Source organism: Burkholderia sp. ZZQ-2, assembly GCF_050768715.1.
Lineage (GTDB): Bacteria > Pseudomonadota > Gammaproteobacteria > Burkholderiales > Burkholderiaceae > Burkholderia > Burkholderia cepacia.
Window position 1 is genome coordinate 1 of record NZ_LDVA01000279.1, and the last position, 20,401, is coordinate 20,401.

General features: G+C 61.4%; 14 protein-coding genes and 1 tRNA gene. All 15 read right to left on the reverse strand.

The annotated features are described in order from the left end of the window. Positions 1 to 1,172 (reverse strand): elongation factor Tu (gene tuf, locus ABY44_RS23075; RefSeq protein ID WP_431642295.1); only part of this gene is annotated, 1,172 nt, incomplete at its 3' end. A 39-nt stretch (positions 1,173 to 1,211) separates the two neighbouring features. Then, on the reverse strand, positions 1,212 to 3,314 hold the full coding sequence (fusA, locus tag ABY44_RS23080) for an elongation factor G (RefSeq protein ID WP_021161762.1): 2,103 nt from the start codon (positions 3,312 to 3,314) through the stop codon (positions 1,212 to 1,214). A gap of 123 nt (positions 3,315 to 3,437) precedes the next feature. Further along, entirely contained in the window at positions 3,438 to 3,908 is a 471-nt protein-coding gene (rpsG, locus tag ABY44_RS23085) for a 30S ribosomal protein S7 (protein WP_006477195.1), read from the reverse strand. 172 nt (positions 3,909 to 4,080) lie between these two features. Further along, positions 4,081 to 4,461, reverse strand: a complete 381-nt coding sequence (rpsL, locus tag ABY44_RS23090; RefSeq protein ID WP_006400662.1) for a 30S ribosomal protein S12 — start codon at positions 4,459 to 4,461, stop codon at positions 4,081 to 4,083. A gap of 227 nt (positions 4,462 to 4,688) precedes the next feature. Continuing rightward, positions 4,689 to 6,536, reverse strand: a complete 1,848-nt coding sequence (recQ, locus tag ABY44_RS23095) for a DNA helicase RecQ (RefSeq protein ID WP_021161761.1) — start codon at positions 6,534 to 6,536, stop codon at positions 4,689 to 4,691. Between the two features lie 317 nt (positions 6,537 to 6,853). Beyond that, positions 6,854 to 11,101, reverse strand: a complete 4,248-nt coding sequence (gene rpoC / locus ABY44_RS23100; protein WP_021161759.1) for a DNA-directed RNA polymerase subunit beta' — start codon at positions 11,099 to 11,101, stop codon at positions 6,854 to 6,856. Between the two features lie 21 nt (positions 11,102 to 11,122). Beyond that, entirely contained in the window at positions 11,123 to 15,229 is a 4,107-nt protein-coding gene (gene rpoB, locus ABY44_RS23105) for a DNA-directed RNA polymerase subunit beta (RefSeq protein WP_027788581.1), read from the reverse strand. A gap of 377 nt (positions 15,230 to 15,606) precedes the next feature. Beyond that, positions 15,607 to 15,981: a 50S ribosomal protein L7/L12 gene (rplL, locus tag ABY44_RS23110; RefSeq protein ID WP_021161757.1), complete on the reverse strand. Its 375-nt coding sequence runs from the start codon at positions 15,979 to 15,981 to the stop codon at positions 15,607 to 15,609. 63 nt (positions 15,982 to 16,044) lie between these two features. Then, positions 16,045 to 16,542, reverse strand: coding sequence for a 50S ribosomal protein L10 (rplJ, locus tag ABY44_RS23115; protein WP_027788582.1), 498 nt, complete (start codon positions 16,540 to 16,542; stop codon positions 16,045 to 16,047). A 296-nt stretch (positions 16,543 to 16,838) separates the two neighbouring features. Next, complete coding sequence (gene rplA / locus ABY44_RS23120) at positions 16,839 to 17,537, reverse strand: 50S ribosomal protein L1 (protein WP_006482906.1); 699 nt, start codon at positions 17,535 to 17,537, stop codon at positions 16,839 to 16,841. After that, positions 17,538 to 17,969: a 50S ribosomal protein L11 gene (gene rplK / locus ABY44_RS23125; RefSeq protein ID WP_006477201.1), complete on the reverse strand. Its 432-nt coding sequence runs from the start codon at positions 17,967 to 17,969 to the stop codon at positions 17,538 to 17,540. It abuts the gene before it with no gap. A gap of 141 nt (positions 17,970 to 18,110) precedes the next feature. Beyond that, positions 18,111 to 18,668, reverse strand: a complete 558-nt coding sequence (gene nusG / locus ABY44_RS23130) for a transcription termination/antitermination protein NusG (protein WP_006400672.1) — start codon at positions 18,666 to 18,668, stop codon at positions 18,111 to 18,113. A 1-nt stretch (position 18,669) separates the two neighbouring features. Further along, positions 18,670 to 19,050, reverse strand: a complete 381-nt coding sequence (secE, locus tag ABY44_RS23135; RefSeq protein ID WP_006482892.1) for a preprotein translocase subunit SecE — start codon at positions 19,048 to 19,050, stop codon at positions 18,670 to 18,672. 43 nt (positions 19,051 to 19,093) lie between these two features. After that, positions 19,094 to 19,169 (reverse strand) — tRNA-Trp (locus ABY44_RS23140). 59 nt (positions 19,170 to 19,228) lie between these two features. Beyond that, a partial coding sequence (gene tuf, locus ABY44_RS23145) for an elongation factor Tu (RefSeq protein ID WP_223274487.1) occupies positions 19,229 to 20,401 on the reverse strand: 1,173 nt, incomplete at its 5' end.

A 20,401-nucleotide genomic window follows, 5' to 3' on the forward strand; every position in this document is an offset into this window, starting at 1 on the left:
ACGACGCCGGCGCCGACCGTACGGCCGCCTTCGCGGATTGCGAAGCGCAGACCTTCTTCCATCGCGATCGGTGCAATCAGCTTCACCGTGATCGACACGTTGTCGCCCGGCATCACCATTTCCTTGTCCTTCGGCAGCTCGATCGAGCCCGTCACGTCCGTCGTACGGAAGTAGAACTGCGGACGGTAGTTGTTGAAGAACGGCGTGTGACGGCCGCCTTCGTCCTTGCTCAGCACGTACACTTCAGCCGTGAAGTGCGTGTGCGGCGTGATCGAACCCGGCTTCGCCAGAACCTGGCCACGCTCCACGTCTTCACGCTTCGTGCCGCGCAGCAGGATACCGACGTTGTCGCCTGCCTGACCTTGGTCCAGCAGCTTGCGGAACATTTCAACGCCCGTGCAGGTCGTCTTCACCGTCGGCTTGATACCGACGATTTCGATTTCTTCGCCGACCTTCACGATGCCGCGCTCGACACGACCCGTCACCACCGTACCACGGCCCGAGATCGAGAACACGTCTTCCACCGGCATCAGGAACGCGCCGTCAACTGCACGCTCCGGCGTCGGGATGTACGTGTCCAGCGCGTCTGCCAGGCTCATGATCGCCACTTCGCCCAGCTCGCCCGTGTCGCCTTCCAGCGCCAGCTTTGCCGAACCCTTCACGATCGGCGTGTCGTCGCCCGGGAAGTCGTACTTCGACAGGAGTTCGCGAACTTCCATCTCGACCAGCTCGAGCAGTTCAGCGTCGTCCACCATGTCGCACTTGTTCAGGAACACGATGATGTACGGAACGCCAACCTGACGCGCCAGCAGGATGTGCTCACGCGTTTGCGGCATCGGGCCGTCTGCTGCCGAGCAAACCAGGATCGCGCCGTCCATCTGCGCTGCGCCCGTGATCATGTTCTTCACATAGTCAGCGTGGCCCGGGCAGTCGACGTGTGCGTAGTGGCGGTTAGCCGTTTCGTACTCGACGTGTGCCGTGTTGATCGTGATGCCGCGCGCCTTTTCTTCCGGTGCCGCGTCGATCTGGTCGTACGCCTTCGCTTCGCCGCCGAACTTCTTCGTCAGAACCGTCGTGATCGCTGCCGTCAGCGTCGTCTTGCCGTGGTCAACGTGACCAATCGTACCAACGTTCACGTGCGGCTTGGTCCGCTCGAATTTACCTTTTGCCATGATTCTCTTCTTTCAAAAATTATCGATTGAGATAGCGAATTACTTCGACTTCGCGCTGATGATCGCATCAGCAACGTTGCGCGGAGCTTCAGCGTAGTGCTTGAACTCCATCGTGTACGTTGCACGACCTTGCGTCAGCGAGCGCAGCGACGTCGAATAGCCGAACATTTCCGACAGCGGCACTTCGGCGCGCACGATCTTGCCGCCGCCAACCATGTCTTCCATGCCCTGGACGATACCGCGACGGCCCGACAGGTCGCCCATCACGTTGCCCATGTAGTCTTCCGGCGTCTCGACTTCGACAGCCATCATCGGCTCGAGGACGACCGGGTTCGCCTTGCGCATTGCTTCCTTGAACGCCATCGAACCGGCCATGCGGAACGCGTTTTCGTTCGAGTCAACGTCGTGGTACGAACCGAACGTCAGGTGAACCTTCACGTCGACGACCGGGAAGCCAGCCAGCACGCCCGACTTCAGCGTGTCCTGGATACCCTTGTCGACCGCCGGGATGTATTCACGCGGAATCACACCACCCTTGATCTCGTCGAAGAACTCGTAGCCCTTGCCTTGTTCGTTCGGCTCGAGCGTGATGACCGCGTGACCGTACTGGCCGCGACCACCCGACTGCTTGACGAACTTGCCGTCGACGTCCTTCGCCGTCGAACGGATCGTTTCGCGGTATGCAACCTGCGGCTTGCCGACGGTTGCTTCCACGCCGAATTCACGCTTCATCCGGTCGACCAGAATTTCGAGGTGGAGCTCGCCCATGCCCGAAATGATGGTCTGGCCCGACTCTTCGTCGGTCTGCACGCGGAACGACGGATCTTCCTGTGCCAGACGGTTCAGCGCCAGGCCCATCTTTTCCTGGTCGGCCTTGGTCTTCGGCTCGACAGCCTGCGAAATCACCGGCTCCGGGAACACCATGCGCTCGAGCACGATCGGGTTTGCCGGATCGCACAGCGTGTCGCCGGTGGTCGCTTCCTTCAGGCCGACCGCAGCAGCGATGTCGCCTGCACGGACTTCCTTGATTTCTTCACGCTGGTTCGCGTGCATCTGCAGAATACGGCCGAGGCGTTCCTTCTTGCCCTTGGTCGAGTTCAGCAGCGTGTCGCCCGAGTTGACGACGCCCGAGTACACACGGAAGAAGATCAGCTGGCCGACGAACGGGTCGGTCATGATCTTGAACGCGAGCGACGAGAACTTCTCGTCGTCCGACGCCTTGCGCTCCGCTTCTTCACCGTTTTCGAGCTCGCCCTTGACCGGCGGGATGTCGACCGGCGACGGCAGGAAGTCGATCACGGCGTCGAGCATACGCTGCACGCCCTTGTTCTTGAACGCGGTACCGCACAGCATCGGCTGGATTTCGCACGCGATCGTACGATCACGCAGCGCCTTGACGATGTCGGCTTCAGGCAGATCGCCTTCTTCCAGGTACTTGTTCATCAGGTCTTCGCTGGCCTCAGCAGCCACTTCAACCATCTTTTCGCGCCATTCCTTGCAGGTCTCTGCGAGCTCGGCCGGGATGTCGACGTAGTCGAACTTCGTGCCTTGCGACGCTTCGTCCCAAATGATCGCCTTCATCTTGATCAGGTCGACGACGCCCTTGAAGTTTTCTTCCGCGCCGATCGGCACCACGACCGGAACCGGGTTCGCCTTCAGGCGCAGACGGAGCTGGTCGTAGACCTTGAAGAAGTTCGCGCCGGTACGGTCCATCTTGTTGACGAACGCGAGACGCGGCACCTTGTACTTGTTAGCCTGGCGCCACACCGTTTCCGACTGCGGCTGCACGCCGCCCACTGCGCAGTACACCATGCACGCGCCGTCGAGCACGCGCATCGAACGCTCCACTTCGATCGTGAAGTCGACGTGGCCCGGGGTGTCGATGATGTTGATGCGGTGTTCCGGATAGTTGCCGCCCATGCCCTTCCAGAAGGCCGTGGTAGCAGCGGACGTGATCGTGATGCCACGCTCCTGTTCCTGCTCCATCCAGTCCATCGTGGCTGCGCCGTCGTGGACTTCACCGATCTTGTGGTTCACACCGGTGTAAAACAGAATGCGCTCGGTCGTCGTCGTTTTGCCGGCGTCGATGTGAGCGCTAATACCGATATTGCGGTAGCGCTCGATAGGAGTCTTGCGAGCCACTTTGATCCTCTACTGGGATAACACGATGCAGCCCTGCTGCATCATGCTTCAACACAAACGGGCGAGGCGCCTGAAAAGCGCACCCGCCCGGAATTTATTTCCGCAAACAGCCCAGCCAGGCGCTTAGAAACGGAAATGCGAGAACGCGCGGTTGGCTTCTGCCATGCGGTGAACTTCATCGCGCTTCTTCATCGCGCCGCCACGGCCTTCGGCCGCTTCGGAGAGTTCACCTGCCAGGCGCAGAGCCATCGACTTCTCGCTGCGCTTCTTCGCAGCCTCACGCAGCCAGCGCATCGCCAATGCCATACGACGCGACGGGCGCACTTCGACCGGAACTTGATAGTTGGCACCACCAACGCGACGGCTCTTCACTTCGACCACCGGCTTGACGTTGTTGAGCGCAACCGTGAACACTTCCAGCGGGTCCTTGCCACCCTTGGTCTGGATCTGTTCGAATGCGCCATAAACGATGCGCTCTGCGACCGACTTCTTGCCGGACAGCATCAGCATGTTCATGAACTTGGCTACATCAACGTTACCGAACTTCGGATCCGGCAACACTTCCCGCTTGGGGACTTCGCGACGACGCGGCATGATTCTTCCTTTACTTGTTCAGTTGGAGCTGGAACCAGCTCCGCGGCCACCAACAAACCCGATCACATCTTCACGACTAACCAGCTTGGCCGGGTGACCACTTACTCGACAGCACCGGCAATCCGGCACTCCCGCCTTGACCGCCCTGCGGCGATCCCTGATCAAAAACTGCTTACTTGGCAGCCTTTGCACGCTTCGCGCCGTACTTCGAGCGCGCTTGCTTACGGTCCTTGACGCCCTGGGTATCCAGCGAGCCGCGAACCATGTGGTAACGCACACCCGGCAAGTCCTTCACACGGCCGCCGCGGATCAGCACAACCGAGTGTTCCTGCAGGTTGTGGCCTTCACCGCCGATGTACGAAATCACTTCGAAGCCGTTCGTCAGACGAACCTTGGCGACCTTACGGAGTGCCGAGTTCGGCTTCTTCGGCGTCGTCGTGTACACACGGGTGCACACGCCGCGACGCTGGGGGCAGTCCTGCAGGGCCGGGCTCTTGCTCTTCGTCGTTTCCGACTGACGGCCTTTGCGAACCAGTTGGTTGATGGTTGGCATTGTTTATTCCTGAAATTGAACAAAATCTGCACATCGATTTCGGGCAAAGCGAGAATCGGCGCACAGTTGACTTCCGAACCGGCGAAACGGGTGCGAGCTTTCGAACGCAACTCGGCCCACCGAATACCGGAACCCAGCATCATATTCCGGAAATACCAACTAAGTCAACGGCTTGCGTGATTCGCCGGCCGGACGCGTGGTTTACCGGAAGGGTCGGAACGCCTGTGTCAGGCAGACTCGACGACGTCGATGATCTCGTCGCCGAAGCGCTCCAGCTTGCGCACCCCCATGCCAGGGATATGGCGCAGGTCGTCGATCGTCTCCGGCGCGTTGCGTGCGATCTCGGCGAGCGTCGCGTCGTGGAAGATCACGTAGGCCGGCACGCCGTCCGTCTTCGCCGTTTCCGCGCGCCACGCACGCAGCGCATCCCACCTTGCGCGCTCGCGCGTGCCCATGCCGGCCGTCGGGTCGACGCGCGTGCCGCTGCGGCCCGACGACTGGCGCGTGCGCTGCGGCTTCACGTAGCGGCGCAGCGTGACCTTCTCCTCGTTCTTCAACACCGGCTTCGCGGCCTCGGTCAGCACGAGTGCACCGAAGCCGCCGTGATCGACGGCCAGGTAGCCGTACGCGACGAGCTGCCGAAATATCGCGCGCCACTCGGGCTCCGACAGCGACGCGCCGATCCCGAACGTCGTCAGCTGGTCGTGGCCCCGCTGCAACACCTTCTCGGTGCGCCCGCCGCGCAGGATCTCGATCAGGTGGCTCGAGCCGAAATTGAAGCCGCTCGCGCGCTGCGCGCGGAACACGCACGACAGCGCCATCTGCGCCTCACGCGTCGCGTCCCACGAAGCGGGCGGCTCGAGGCACGTATCGCAGTTGCCGCACGGCTTGCTCTCCTCGCCGAAGTAGTTCAGCAGCCGCACGCGGCGGCACGAGATCGTCTCGCACAGCCCGAGCAGCGCGTCGAGCTTCGACGTCTGGACGCGCTTGTGTGCGTCGTCCGCATCCGATTCGTCGATCATCTTGCGCTGCTGGACGACGTCGCCGAGCCCGTACGCCATCCACGCATTCGCGGGCATACCGTCGCGGCCGGCGCGGCCCGTTTCCTGGTAGTAGCCTTCGACGCTCTTCGGCAGATCCAGATGCGCGACGAAGCGCACGTCCGGCTTGTCGATGCCCATGCCGAACGCAATCGTCGCGCACATCACGATGCCTTCCTCGCGCTGGAACATTTCCTGGTGCTTCTGCCGCACCTCGAACTCCATCCCCGCGTGATACGGCAGCGCACGCACGCCTTGCGCCTTCAGCCATTCGGCCGTTTCCTCGACCTTGCGACGCGACAGGCAATAAACGACACCCGCATCCGTCGTGCCGTCGGCATTCGTGTGTTCGGCGCGGATGAAATCGAGCAGCTGCGATCGCGCGTTGTCCTTTTCGACGATCCGGTAGCGGATGTTCGGGCGGTCGAAGCTCGACACGAACACGCGTGCGTCGTCGAGCGCGAGACGGTGGATGATCTCGTCGCGCGTGATCGCATCGGCCGTCGCGGTCAATGCGATGCGCGGCACCGACGGAAATCGCTCGTGCAGCACCGACAGCTGGATGTATTCCGGGCGGAAATCGTGCCCCCATTGCGACACGCAGTGCGCTTCGTCGATCGCGAACAGGCCAATCTTCGCGCGCTCGAGCAGGTCGAGGAAGCGCCCTGTCATCAGCCGTTCGGGCGCGACATACAGCAGGTCGATTTCGCCTTCGCGCAGCGCCCGCTCGGTCGCCGCGGCCTCGGCGCCCGACAGTGTCGAGTTCAGGTACGCCGCGCGCACGCCCACTTCGCTCAGTGCGGCGACCTGGTCCTGCATCAGTGCGATCAGCGGCGACACGACGATACCGGCACCCTGCCCGGCCTCGCGACGCAGCAGCGCCGGAATCTGGTAGCACAGCGACTTGCCGCCGCCGGTCGGCATCAGCACGAGACAATCGCCGCCGCCGGCGACGTGTTCGACGATTTCGCCCTGCTGGCCGCGAAAAGCGGGATAACCAAATACTTCGTCGAGGATTTCGAGGGCGCGGGACATGGAAGAGGACGGGGACGGCTGGACGATGACCGCAATTTTAACAACCCGCTCGCGGGACGCGGGGCGAATCGTGCGGTTTTGGCCGATCGGCCAGGGTTCGTTCGCGTGCATGACGAGCCTGCCACGACCGCGCCGCAAGTGATTGCAACGGCTTCGGCGGCGCTTGCAGTCAGGCCGCACGTCCGTCGCGAGCAAGCGAGGCCGGCACGGCACAGGCGCGTCATGCACGCGAACGACAGATGAAAAAAAACCGCCCGGCAAAACCGGGCGGTCTCGGCGACAGCGTGGTGAGGCAAGGCGGCTCGCGCCGCCCGCGCTTACTCGGCTGCCGGGTGCTGTTGCGGCTCTTCCGCAGCAGGCGTGCTCGGCGTGCCGAAATCGAACGCCTCTTCCGCTGCGATCTGGTCGAAACGCTCGCGATCCGACGATTCCTTCGCCTTGCGTGCCTTGTGGAACGCGAGACCCGTACCGGCCGGAATCAGACGGCCGACGATCACGTTTTCCTTCAGGCCGCGCAGATCGTCGCGCTTGCCCATGATCGCCGCTTCGGTCAGCACGCGGGTCGTTTCCTGGAACGATGCCGCGGAGATGAACGAGTCGGTCGACAGCGATGCCTTCGTGATACCGAGGAGCACGTTGTCGTACGAAGCCGGACGCTTGTCCTCGGCGATCATGCGATCGTTCTCGTCCAGCATGTCGGAACGCTCGACCTGTTCGCCCGGGATGAAGCGCGTATCGCCGTTGTCGGTGATCTGCACACGACGCAGCATCTGGCGAACGATCACCTCGATGTGCTTGTCGTTGATCTTCACGCCCTGCAGACGATACACGTCCTGCACTTCGTCGACGATGTAGCGCGACAGCGCCTCGATACCCTGCAGACGCAGGATGTCGTGCGGATCGGCCGGACCGTCCACGATCATTTCGCCCTTGTTGACGACCTGGGCATCGTGAACCAGAACCTGCTTTTCCTTCGCGATCAGGAACTCGTGCTGGTTGCCCTCGAGATCCGTGATGACGAGACGCTGCTTGCCCTTCGTGTCCTTACCGAACGACGTCGTACCGGTGACTTCCGCGAGAATGCCGGCATCCTTCGGCGAACGCGCTTCGAACAGTTCCGCCACCCGCGGCAGACCGCCGGTAATGTCACGCGTCTTCTGCGCTTCCGTCGGGATACGTGCGAGCACTTCACCGACCTGCACCTGCTGACCATCCTTCACGGTGATCAGTGCGCCGACCTGGAAGCCGATCTGCACCGCGTGCTCCGTGCCCGGAATCTTCACTTCGTCGCCGTTCGCGTCGAGCAGCTTGACCTGCGGACGCACGCTCTTCGAAGCCTGCGAACCACGGCGCTTCACGTCGATCACCACCAGCGTCGACAGGCCGGTCACGTCGTCGATCTGCTTCGCGACGGTCACGCCTTCCTCGACGTTCTCGAACTTCACCGTACCACCGTACTCGGTGATGATCGGACGCGTCAGCGGATCCCACGTGGCGAGCTGCGTGCCTGCCTTGATCGTCGCGCCGTCGAGCTGCAGCAGCGTCGCGCCGTACGGCACTTTGTGACGCTCGCGCTCGCGACCGAAATCGTCGGTGATCATCGCTTCGCCCGAACGGGAAATGACGATCTGCTCGCCCTTCGCGTTCGTGACGTAACGCATCGTCGCCGTGAAGCGGACGATACCGTTGCTCTTCGCTTCGACCGACGAAGCCACTGCTGCACGCGATGCCGCACCACCGATGTGGAACGTACGCATCGTCAGCTGCGTGCCCGGTTCACCGATCGACTGTGCAGCGATCACACCGACTGCTTCGCCGACGTTCACGAGCGAGCCGCGGCCGAGGTCACGGCCGTAGCACGACGCACACAGACCGTAGCGCGTTTCGCAGGTCAGCGGCGTGCGCACGCGCACTTCGTCGATGCCGAGGCGTTCGATTTCCTCGACCGCCGTTTCGTCGAGCAGCGTGCCCGATTCGTACACCGTTTCCTGCGTTTCCGGGTTCACGACGTCCGCAACCGCAACGCGGCCGAGGATACGGTCGCGCAGCGCCTCGACGACTTCACCGCCTTCGACGAGTGCCTTCATCGCCACGCCGTTCGACGTGCCGCAATCGTCTTCCACGACGACCAGATCCTGCGTGACGTCGACGAGACGACGCGTCAGGTAACCCGAGTTCGCGGTCTTCAGTGCCGTATCAGCCAGACCCTTACGTGCACCGTGGGTCGAGATGAAGTACTGCAACACGTTCAGACCTTCGCGGAAGTTCGCGGTAATCGGCGTCTCGATAATCGAGCCGTCCGGCTTCGCCATCAGGCCACGCATACCGGCCAGCTGACGAATCTGAACCGCCGAACCCCGGGCGCCCGAGTCGGCCATCATGTAGATCGAGTTGAACGACTCCTGGCGCGTCTCGTTGCCGTCGCGGTCCGTCACCGGCTCCGTCGACAGCTGCTCCATCATCGCCTTGCCGACCGCTTCCGACGTTGCCGACCAGATGTCGACCACGTTGTTGTAGCGTTCCTGCGCGGTGACGAGACCCGACATGTACTGGCGGTCGTACTCCTTCACCTTCTTCGCGGCGTCGCCGACGATCGTTTCCTTCTGCGGCGGCACGAGCATGTCGTCCACGCAGATCGAAATACCGGCGCGCGTCGCAAGACGGAAACCCGACTGCATCAGCTGGTCGGCAAACACCACCGTCGCGCGCAGACCGCACTTGCGGAACGCCGTGTTGATCAGGCGCGAGATTTCCTTCTTCTTCAGCGGCTTGTTCAGCACCGAGAACGGCAGGCCGTGCGGCAGGATCTCCGACAGGATCGCGCGGCCGACGGTCGTCGCGTACAGCGAGATCTTCGGCACGAACGGCGGCGCGCCTTCCGACGTGTCCTCGTTGTGGACCATTTCGGTGATCCGCACGTTGACGCGCGATGCGAGCTCGACTTCCTTGTTCTCGTACGCGCGGATCACTTCCGACACGCCCGTGAACGACAGGCCTTCGCCCTTGCCGTTGACCGCTTCGCGGGTCGCGTAGTACAGACCCAGCACGATATCCTGCGACGGCACGATCGACGGATCGCCGTTGGCCGGGAACAGCACGTTGTTCGACGCCAGCATCAGCGTACGCGCTTCCATCTGCGCTTCGAGCGACAGCGGCACGTGAACGGCCATCTGGTCACCGTCGAAGTCGGCGTTGAACGCCGCGCAGACGAGCGGGTGCAGCTGAATTGCCTTGCCTTCGATCAGCACCGGCTCGAACGCCTGGATACCGAGACGGTGCAGCGTCGGCGCACGGTTCAGCATCACCGGGTGCTCGCGGATCACCTCTTCGAGGATGTCCCACACCACCGGCGTCTGGTTCTCGACTTCCTTCTTCGCAGCCTTGATGGTCGTCGCGACGCCCATCACTTCCAGCTTGTTGAAGATGAACGGCTTGAACAGCTCGAGCGCCATCAGCTTCGGCAGACCGCACTGGTGCAGCTTCAGCGTCGGGCCGACCACGATGACCGAACGGCCCGAGTAGTCGACGCGCTTGCCCAGCAGGTTCTGACGGAAACGACCGCCCTTACCCTTGATCATGTCGGCGAGCGACTTCAGCGGACGCTTGTTCGCACCCGTCATCGCCTTGCCGCGGCGACCGTTGTCGAGCAGCGAGTCGACGGCTTCCTGCAGCATCCGCTTTTCGTTGCGGACGATGATTTCAGGGGCCTTCAGCTCGAGCAGGCGCTTCAACCGGTTGTTACGGTTGATCACGCGGCGGTACAGGTCGTTCAGGTCCGACGTCGCGAAACGGCCGCCGTCCAGCGGCACGAGCGGACGCAGTTCCGGCGGCAGCACCGGCAGCACTTCGAGGATCATCCACTCGGGCTTGATGCCCGAGCGCTGGAATGCCTCGAGGACCTTCAGGCGCTTCGCGTACTTCTTGATCTTCGCTTCCGAGCCGGTGTTCTTCAGCTCGGTGCGCAGCGTCTCGACCTGCTCGTCGATGTTGATCGCGCGCAGCAGTTCACGCACGCCTTCCGCGCCCATTTCGGCACGGAATTCGTCGCCGTATTCCTCGACCTTGTTGTAGTAATCCTCTTCGGTCATGATCTGCCGCGCCTTCAGCGGCGTCATGCCCGGTTCGATCACCACGTACGCTTCGAAGTACAGCACGCGTTCGATGTCGCGCAGCGTCATGTCGAGCACCATGCCCAGACGCGACGGCAGCGACTTCAGGAACCAGATGTGCGCGACCGGCGAGGCCAGTTCGATGTGGCCCATCCGTTCGCGACGCACCTTCGCCAGCGTCACTTCGACGCCGCACTTCTCGCAGATCACGCCGCGGTGCTTCAGGCGCTTGTACTTGCCGCACAGGCACTCGTAGTCCTTGATCGGCCCGAAGATCTTCGCGCAGAAGAGACCATCGCGTTCCGGCTTGAACGTACGGTAGTTGATGGTCTCCGGCTTCTTCACTTCGCCGAACGACCACGAACGGATCTTGTCAGGCGAAGCCAGACCGATCTTGATCGCGTCGAAAACTTCTTCCTGTTGGACTTGCTTGAATAGATCGAGCAGAGCTTTCATTGCTTTCTCTCCGTAGTCCGATTAATTGCGGTCGAGATCGATATCGATACCGAGCGAGCGGATTTCCTTCACGAGCACGTTGAAGGATTCCGGCATGCCTGCATCGATCACGTGGTCGCCCTTGACGAGGTTTTCGTACACCTTCGTCCGGCCGGTCACGTCGTCCGACTTCACCGTCAGCATTTCCTGCAGCACGTAGGACGCGCCGTACGCTTCGAGTGCCCACACTTCCATTTCACCGAAACGCTGGCCACCGAACTGCGCCTTACCACCCAGCGGCTGCTGCGTGACGAGCGAGTACGGGCCGGTCGAACGCGCGTGCATCTTGTCGTCGACCAAGTGGTGCAGCTTCAGGTAGTGCATGTAGCCCAGCGTCACGCGACGTTCGAACATTTCACCCGTGCGGCCGTCGTACAGACGGACCTGGTTCTTCGACGGGTTCATGCCGAGCTGTTCGGCGATGTCGTCCGGGAACGCGAGGTCGAGCATCTTGCCCATTTCTTCCTCGGTCGCACCGTCGAACACCGGCGTCGCAAACGGCACGCCTTCGCGCAGGTTCTTCGCGAGTTCGAGGATCTCGTCGTCGGTGAAGCTTTCCAGGTCTTCCTGGCGGCCCGACTCGTTGTAGATCTTCGTCAGGAACACGCGCAGTTCCTCGATCTTCGCCTGACGCTGCAGCATTTCGCCGATACGCCAGCCGAGGCCCTTCGCAGCCCAGCCGAGGTGCACTTCCAGAACCTGACCCACGTTCATCCGCGACGGCACGCCAAGCGGGTTCAGCACGACGTCTGCCGGACGGCCGTCGGCCATGTACGGCATGTCTTCGATCGGGACGATCTTCGACACGACACCCTTGTTACCGTGACGGCCTGCCATCTTGTCGCCAGGCTGCAGACGGCGCTTCACCGCGAGGTACACCTTGACCATCTTCAGCACGCCCGGCGGCAGTTCGTCGCCTTGCGTGAGCTTCTTGCGCTTCTCTTCGAACGCGAGGTCGAACTGGTGACGCTTCTCTTCGATCGAGTTCTTGATCGCTTCGAGCGATGCCGCTGCTTCGTCGTCCGCGAGGCGAATGTCGAACCAGTGGTAGTGGTCGAGGTCTTCCAGGTAAGCCTGGTCGATCTTCGTGCCCTTCGCGAGCTTCTTCGGACCGCCGTTCGCGACCTTGCCCACCAGCATGCGTGCGAGACGCTGGAACGCGTCGCCTTCCACGATGCGCAGCTGGTCGTTCAGGTCGAGACGGTAGCGCTTCAGTTCGTCGTCGATGATCTGTTGCGCACGCTTGTCGCGCTGGATGCCTTCACGCGTGAACACCTGGACGTCGATCACGGTGCCGCTCATGCCCGACGGCACGCGCAGCGACGTGTCCTTCACGTCCGAAGCCTTCTCGCCGAAGATCGCGCGCAGCAGCTTCTCTTCCGGCGTCAGCTGGGTCTCGCCCTTCGGCGTGACCTTGCCGACCAGCACGTCGCCTGCTTCGACTTCAGCACCGATGTACACGATGCCCGATTCGTCGAGACGGCCGAGCTGGACTTCCGCCAGGTTCGAGATGTCGCGCGTGATTTCTTCCGGCCCGAGCTTCGTGTCGCGTGCAACGACGTTCAGCTCTTCGATGTGGATCGACGTGTAGCGATCGTCCGCAACCACCTTCTCCGAGATCAGGATCGAGTCTTCGAAGTTGTAGCCGTTCCACGGCATGAACGCGATCAGCATGTTCTGGCCGAGCGCGAGCTCGCCCAGGTCCGTCGAGGCGCCGTCGGCCAGCACGTCGCCGCGCGAGACCTTGTCGCCCATCTTCACGATCGGACGCTGGTTGATGTTCGTGTTCTGGTTCGAACGCGTGTACTTGATCAGGTTGTAGATGTCGACACCGACTTCACCTGCGACCGCTTCGTCGTCGTTCACGCGAATCACGATACGGCCTGCGTCGACATAGTCGACGACGCCGCCGCGGAACGCCTGAACCGTCGTACCCGAGTCAACCGCGCAGGTGCGCTCGATACCCGTCCCGACGACCGGCTTTTCCGGACGCAGACACGGCACGGCCTGACGCTGCATGTTCGAACCCATCAGTGCACGGTTCGCATCGTCGTGCTCGAGGAACGGAATCAGCGAGGCTGCAACCGACACGATCTGCGACGGCGCGACGTCCATGTACTGGATACGGTCCGGCGTGACCATCATCGTTTCGCCGGCTTCACGCGACGACACGAGTTCGTCGATCAGCGTGCCGTTCTCGTCGATCGCGGCGTTCGCCTGAGCGATCATGTAGCGGCCTTCCTCGATCGCCGACAGGTAGTCGATCTGGTCGGTCACCTTGCTGTCCACGACCTTGCGGTACGGCGTCTCGAGGAAGCCGTACTCGTTCAGGTGCGCGTACAGTGCGAGCGAGTTGATCAGACCGATGTTCGGACCTTCCGGCGTTTCGATCGGGCACACACGGCCATAGTGGGTCGGGTGCACGTCACGAACTTCGAAGCCTGCGCGTTCGCGCGTCAGACCGCCCGGGCCCAGTGCGGAAACACGGCGCTTGTGCGTGATTTCCGACAGCGGGTTGGTCTGGTCCATGAACTGCGACAGCTGCGACGAACCGAAGAACTCGCGAATCGCCGACGAAATCGGCTTCGAGTTGATCAGGTCGTGCGGCATCAGGTTTTCGCTTTCGGCCTGGCCGAGGCGTTCCTTGACCGCGCGCTCGACACGCACGAGACCGGCGCGGAACTGGTTTTCCGCCAGTTCGCCGACGCAACGCACGCGACGGTTGCCGAGGTGGTCGATGTCGTCCACTTCGCCCTTGCCGTTGCGCAGTTCGACGAGGATCTTGATCGTCGCGAGGATGTCGTCGTCCTGCAGCGTCATCGGGCCGGTGATCTCGTCACGGCTGACGCGGCGGTTGAACTTCATGCGGCCGACCTTCGACAGGTCGTACGCTTCTTCGCTGTAGAACAGACGATTGAACAGGGCCTCGACCGCTTCTTCGGTCGGCGGCTCGCCCGGACGCATCATGCGGTAGATCGCGATGCGCGCGGCCGTCTTGTCGGTCGTTTCGTCGACACGCAGCGTCGACGAGATGTACGGGCCCTGGTCCAGGTCGTTCGTGTAGAGCGTCTGGATGTCCTTGATGCCCGCTTCGCGCAGCTTCTCGAGCACGCTTTCCGTGACTTCGTCGTTCGCGCTCGCGATCACTTCGCCGGTGTCGCCGTCGACGACGTTCTTCGCCAGCACGCGGCCGAGCAGATAGTCTTCCGGCACCGAGATGAACTTGGTCTTCGCGGCTTCGAGATCGCGAATGTGCTTCGCGTTGATCCGCTTGTCCTTCTGGACGATGACCTTGCCATCACGATCCGTGATGTCGAAACGCGCGACTTCACCACGCAGGCGCTCGGGCACGAACTCGAGTTGTGCGCCTTCGTCCATCAGCGTGAAGTTGTCGAACACGAAGAAGTTCGCGAGGATCTGTTCCGGCGTCAGGCCGATGGCCTTCAGCAGGATCGTGACCGGCATCTTGCGGCGACGGTCGACGCGGAAGTACAGGATGTCCTTCGGATCGAATTCGAAGTCGAGCCACGAACCACGGTACGGAATGATCCGTGCCGAGAACAGCAGCTTGCCCGAGCTGTGCGTCTTGCCCTTGTCGTGTTCGAAGAACACGCCCGGCGAACGGTGCAGCTGCGAGACGATGACACGCTCGGTGCCGTTGATGACGAACGAGCCCGTCGGCGTCATGAGCGGAATTTCGCCCATGTACACTTCCTGCTCTTTCACTTCCTTGACGACCGGCTTGTTCGGCGATTCCTTGTCGAGGATGACAAGGCGGACCTTCGCGCGCAGCGCGGAGCAGTACGTCAGGCCGCGCTGCTGGCATTCCTTGATGTTGAATGCCGGCGCGGACAACGCGTAGCTCACGAACTCGAGGCGCGCGAAGCCGTTGTGCGAAACAATGGGAAATACCGATGTGAACGCGGCCTGCAAACCTTCAGGCTTGCGTTGCGTGGCCGGCACATCGGCTTGCAGAAACGTGCTGAATGATTCAAGCTGGGTAGCCAGCAAGAAAGGAACTTGGTGAACGATGGGGCGCTTCGCGAAACTCTTGCGAATGCGCTTCTTCTCGGTGAAGGAATATTGCATACGATCTCCGAATCACGGCGGGTGCTATCGAGGCGGAATACCTGGACGTTTCAAACCCGAGTGTTCACCGACTGAGACCCGATGGCCGTCCGACGGCTTGAACGAGCCGAGAAGCTTGGTGGTTGGCCGCTACCAACCGCTGGCTGACGGCAGCGGATGCCTGTGTTGCCCGCTACCCGACCAAACTTGCCTTCTGCAGTCGCTTCAGAAGACAAAGAGAACCGCCATTCGTGACCAATCACAACGATCAGGCGGTTTTCTTTGGCTTCTGGGGCCGATTATTCGGGCTCCCGAATGAGTGCCAGAATAACGTCCCCACAAAGCACAAAAAGGCCGGCGGTGAAAATACCGCCAGCCTTCGCACAGCGCGCCGAAACTTACTTGACTTCGACCTTCGCGCCAGCTTCTTCCAGCTTCTTCTTGGCTTCTTCAGCAGCAGCCTTGTCGACGCCTTCCTTGACAGCCTTCGGTGCGCCGTCAACGACGTCCTTCGCTTCCTTCAGGCCCAGGCCCGTCAGTTCGCGAACTGCCTTGATGACTGCAACCTTGTTGCTGCCTGCTTCAGCCAGAACGACCGTGAATTCGGTCTTCTCTTCTGCAGCAGCAGCAGCGCCGCCGCCTGCCGGGCCAGCGACTGCCACTGCAGCTGCCGACACGCCAAACTTCTCTTCGAACGCCTTGACCAGTTCGTTCAGTTCCAGAACGGTCATCCCTTCGACTGCTGCCAGGATGTCTTCTTTTGCGATTGCCATTTGAAATACTCCTAAATTGAATTCGGATACAGCCAGCGATCAATGACGCTGATGCACGTTCGATTACGCAGCTTCCGCTTGCTTCTTCTCTGCCAGCGCGGCCAGGGCACGCGCGAAGCCCGAAACAGGCGATTGCATAACGAACAGCAGCTTCGAGAGCAGTTCTTCGCGGCTCGGGATGCTTGCCAGCGCTTGCACGCCAGCCTTGTCCATCACCTTGCCATCGAACGAACCAGCCTTGATGACCAACTTGTCATTGCTCTTGCTGAAGTCGTTGACGACCTTAGCAGCAGCAATTGCATCTTCCGAGATGCCGTAGATCAACGGGCCAGTCATCTGCTCTGCCAGCGGAGCAAACGGCGTACCTTCAACGGCGCGGCGCGCCAGCGTGTTCTTCAACACGCGCAGGTAAACCTGTTGCTCACGCGCTTGCGCGCGCAGCTTGGTCAGATCGCCAACCGCAATTCCACGATACTCAGCCAGCACAACGGTCTGGGCCTTCGCGACTTGCGCGGAAACCTCAGCGACGACGGCTTGCTTGTCTTCTCTATTAAGCGGCACGGTTAGCCTCCAGAAACGATACGTTCGGCACGAAACCTCACGTACCTCGTTCAACAACGGCGTCCGACCTCGTTAGGAGTATTTCCACCTCATGCCGCGAATCGCTTCACGGCCTGCGGCTTCACCACTGCAAAACTTTTTCGGGTTCGCCATCTGCGTTGGCTTGAATTAAGGGATCACCTGACTGCTGTGCCCCACCAACGGTCTTTGATAACCGGTTGCCCGCCCTGCCTGCACGAACAACCGCCCAAAGCCCATGTAGGCCGCTTCGCGAACGAAGCGGCCCGAAATCTTGCTTACTGTGCTGCCAGCGTAGCCTGGTCGACACGCACGCCGACGCCCATCGTGCTCGACAGTGCGATCTTGCGCAGGTAGACGCCCTTGCTCGTTGCCGGCTTTGCCTTCTGCAGCGCTTCGATCAGCGCCGACAGGTTCGAACGCAGTGCGGTCGGCTCGAACGATGCACGGCCGATGGTCGCGTGGATGATACCGGCCTTGTCGACACGGAATTGCACCTGACCAGCCTTCGCGTTCTTGACGGCGGTTGCGACGTCCGGCGTGACCGTACCGACCTTCGGGTTCGGCATCAGGCCGCGCGGGCCGAGGATCTGACCCAGCGTACCGACGATACGCATCGTGTCCGGCGAAGCGATCACGATGTCGAAGTCCATCTGGCCAGCCTTGATCTGCTCAGCCAGGTCTTCCATACCGACGATTTCCGCGCCTGCTGCACGAGCTTGCTCAGCCTTCTCGCCTTGCGCGAACACTGCAACGCGAACCGACTTGCCCGTACCTGCCGGCAGAACGACCGAACCGCGAACGACCTGGTCCGACTTCTTCGCATCGATGCCGAGCTGGACTGCGACGTCGATCGACTCGTCGAACTTCGCGCTCGCGCATTCCTTCACGAGGCTCAGTGCGTCTTCGATCGCGTACAGCTTCTGACGATCAACCTTGGCGGCAAATGCCTGACGGCGCTTGGAGATCTTAGCCATTTACACGCCCTCCACAGTGATGCCCATCGAGCGTGCGCTACCAGCGATGGTGCGAACGGCTGCGTCCAGATCAGCTGCCGTAAGGTCCGGCATCTTGGTCTTCGCGATTTCTTCGGCTTGAGCGCGCGTGATCGAACCGACCTTGTCGGTGTGCGGCTTGCTCGAGCCCTTGTCCACCTTCGCCGCCTTTTTGATCAGGACGGTCGCCGGCGGCGTCTTCATCACGAACGTGAAGCTCTTGTCAGCGAATGCCGTGATGACCACCGGCACCGGCAGACCCGGCTCCATGCCTTGAGTCTGCGCGTTGAACGCCTTGCAGAACTCCATGATGTTCAGGCCGCGCTGGCCCAGTGCCGGACCGACCGGCGGCGACGGGTTGGCTTTACCTGCAGGGATCTGCAGCTTGATAAAGCCGATAATCTTCTTTGCCATTTGTGAACCTCATTGGAACGCCGGAAGGGCGTTCGGTGAGTGATAACGCGCTTTCGCCTCTGGCTACTGACGCTCCTCAACGGCCATGACGCGGGCCGTAAGCGCGAAGGTGGGCAGCCGAGGCTGCCCACCGAATCGGGATCAAACTTTTTCGACCTGGCCGAACTCGAGTTCGACCGGGGTGGATCGACCAAAGATGGTGACCGACACACGCACGCGCGATTTTTCGTAGTTGACTTCTTCGACGGTGCCATTGAAGTCCGTGAACGGGCCTTCCTTCACACGCACCATCTCGCCGACTTCGAACAGGGTCTTCGGGCGCGGCTTCTCGACGCCTTCCTGCATCTGCGACATGATCTTCTCGACTTCCTTCGGGGAAATCGGGGTCGGGCGGTTACGTGCACCGCCGACGAAACCGGTAACCTTCGCGGTGTTCTTCACGAGGTGCCACGTTTCGTCCGTCATCTCCATCTCCACCAGCACGTAGCCGGGGAAGAATCGACGCTCGGTTACTGCCTTGTGGCCGCCTTTGACTTCGACCACTTCTTCGGTCGGAACCAGGATCTGACCGAATTTGTCCTGCATGCCAGCACGTTCGATGCGCTCCTGAAGCGCACGTTGCACGCTCTTCTCCATACCGGAGTAGGCGTGCACGACGTACCAACGCTTTCCGCTCGGGGATGCCGGAGTATCGCTCATATCATTTCCAACCCAGAATCGCCGAGAAAATCACCCATTCGATCGATTTGTCACTCAACCAGAGGAAAATCGCCATCACGAGCACGAAACCGAACACGACGAGTGTGGTTTGCGTTGCTTCTTTGCGGGTGGGCCAAACGACCTTCCGGACTTCCTTGTACGAATCCTTGGCAAAGGCGATGAGGCTCTTGCCAGGGGCGGACATCAGCCCGACGGCCACGCCGGCGATGATCCCTACCGCCAACGCGGCACCGCGGACATACCACTGCTGATTGGCCAGCCAGAAGAAGCCCACGAATCCGGCCAAGACCAACAATACGCCCAGGGCCAGCATCAGCTTATCGCCGGAGGTATTTACAGTTTCGACGGATGGATTCGCCATAACACCTTAAAACAAATGCCACGTAGAACACGTGGCTATTTTTTGGCAGGGGCAGAGGGAATCGAACCCCCAACCTTCGGTTTTGGAGACCGACGCTCTGCCAGTTGAGCTATACCCCTAAACCATACTGGGGCTGGCTGTTGCCAGCCCCAAAACTGTCGATCAACGAATAACTGGCTTACTCGATGATCTTGGCGACGACGCCGGCGCCGACCGTACGGCCGCCTTCGCGGATTGCGAAGCGCAGACCTTCTTCCATCGCGATCGGTGCAATCAGCTTCACCGTGATCGACACGTTGTCGCCCGGCATCACCATTTCCTTGTCCTTCGGCAGCTCGATCGAGCCCGTCACGTCCGTCGTACGGAAGTAGAACTGCGGACGGTAGTTGTTGAAGAACGGCGTGTGACGGCCGCCTTCGTCCTTGCTCAGCACGTACACTTCAGCCGTGAAGTGCGTGTGCGGCGTGATCGAACCCGGCTTCGCCAGAACCTGGCCACGCTCCACGTCTTCACGCTTCGTGCCGCGCAGCAGGATACCGACGTTGTCGCCTGCCTGACCTTGGTCCAGCAGCTTGCGGAACATTTCAACGCCCGTGCAGGTCGTCTTCACCGTCGGCTTGATACCGACGATTTCGATTTCTTCGCCGACCTTCACGATGCCGCGCTCGACACGACCCGTCACCACCGTACCACGGCCCGAGATCGAGAACACGTCTTCCACCGGCATCAGGAACGCGCCGTCAACTGCACGCTCCGGCGTCGGGATGTACGTGTCCAGCGCGTCTGCCAGGCTCATGATCGCCACTTCGCCCAGCTCGCCCGTGTCGCCTTCCAGCGCCAGCTTTGCCGAACCCTTCACGATCGGCGTGTCGTCGCCCGGGAAGTCGTACTTCGACAGGAGTTCGCGAACTTCCATCTCGACCAGCTCGAGCAGTTCAGCGTCGTCCACCATGTCGCACTTGTTCAGGAACACGATGATGTACGGAACGCCAACCTGACGCGCCAGCAGGATGTGCTCACGCGTTTGCGGCATCGGGCCGTCTGCTGCCGAGCAAACCAGGATCGCGCCGTCCATCTGCGCTGCGCCCGTGATCATGTTCTTCACATAGTCAGCGTGGCCCGGGCAGTCGACGTGTGCGTAGTGGCGGTTAGCCGTTTCGTACTCGACGTGTGCCGTGTTGATCGTGATGCCGCGCGCCTTTTCTTCCGGTGCCGCGTCGATCTGGTCGTACGCCTTCGCTTCGCCGCCGAACTTCTTCGTCAGAACCGTCGTGATCGCTGCCGTCAGCGTCGTCTTGCCGTGGTCAACGTGACCAATCGTACCAACGTTCACGTGCGGCTTGGTCCGCTC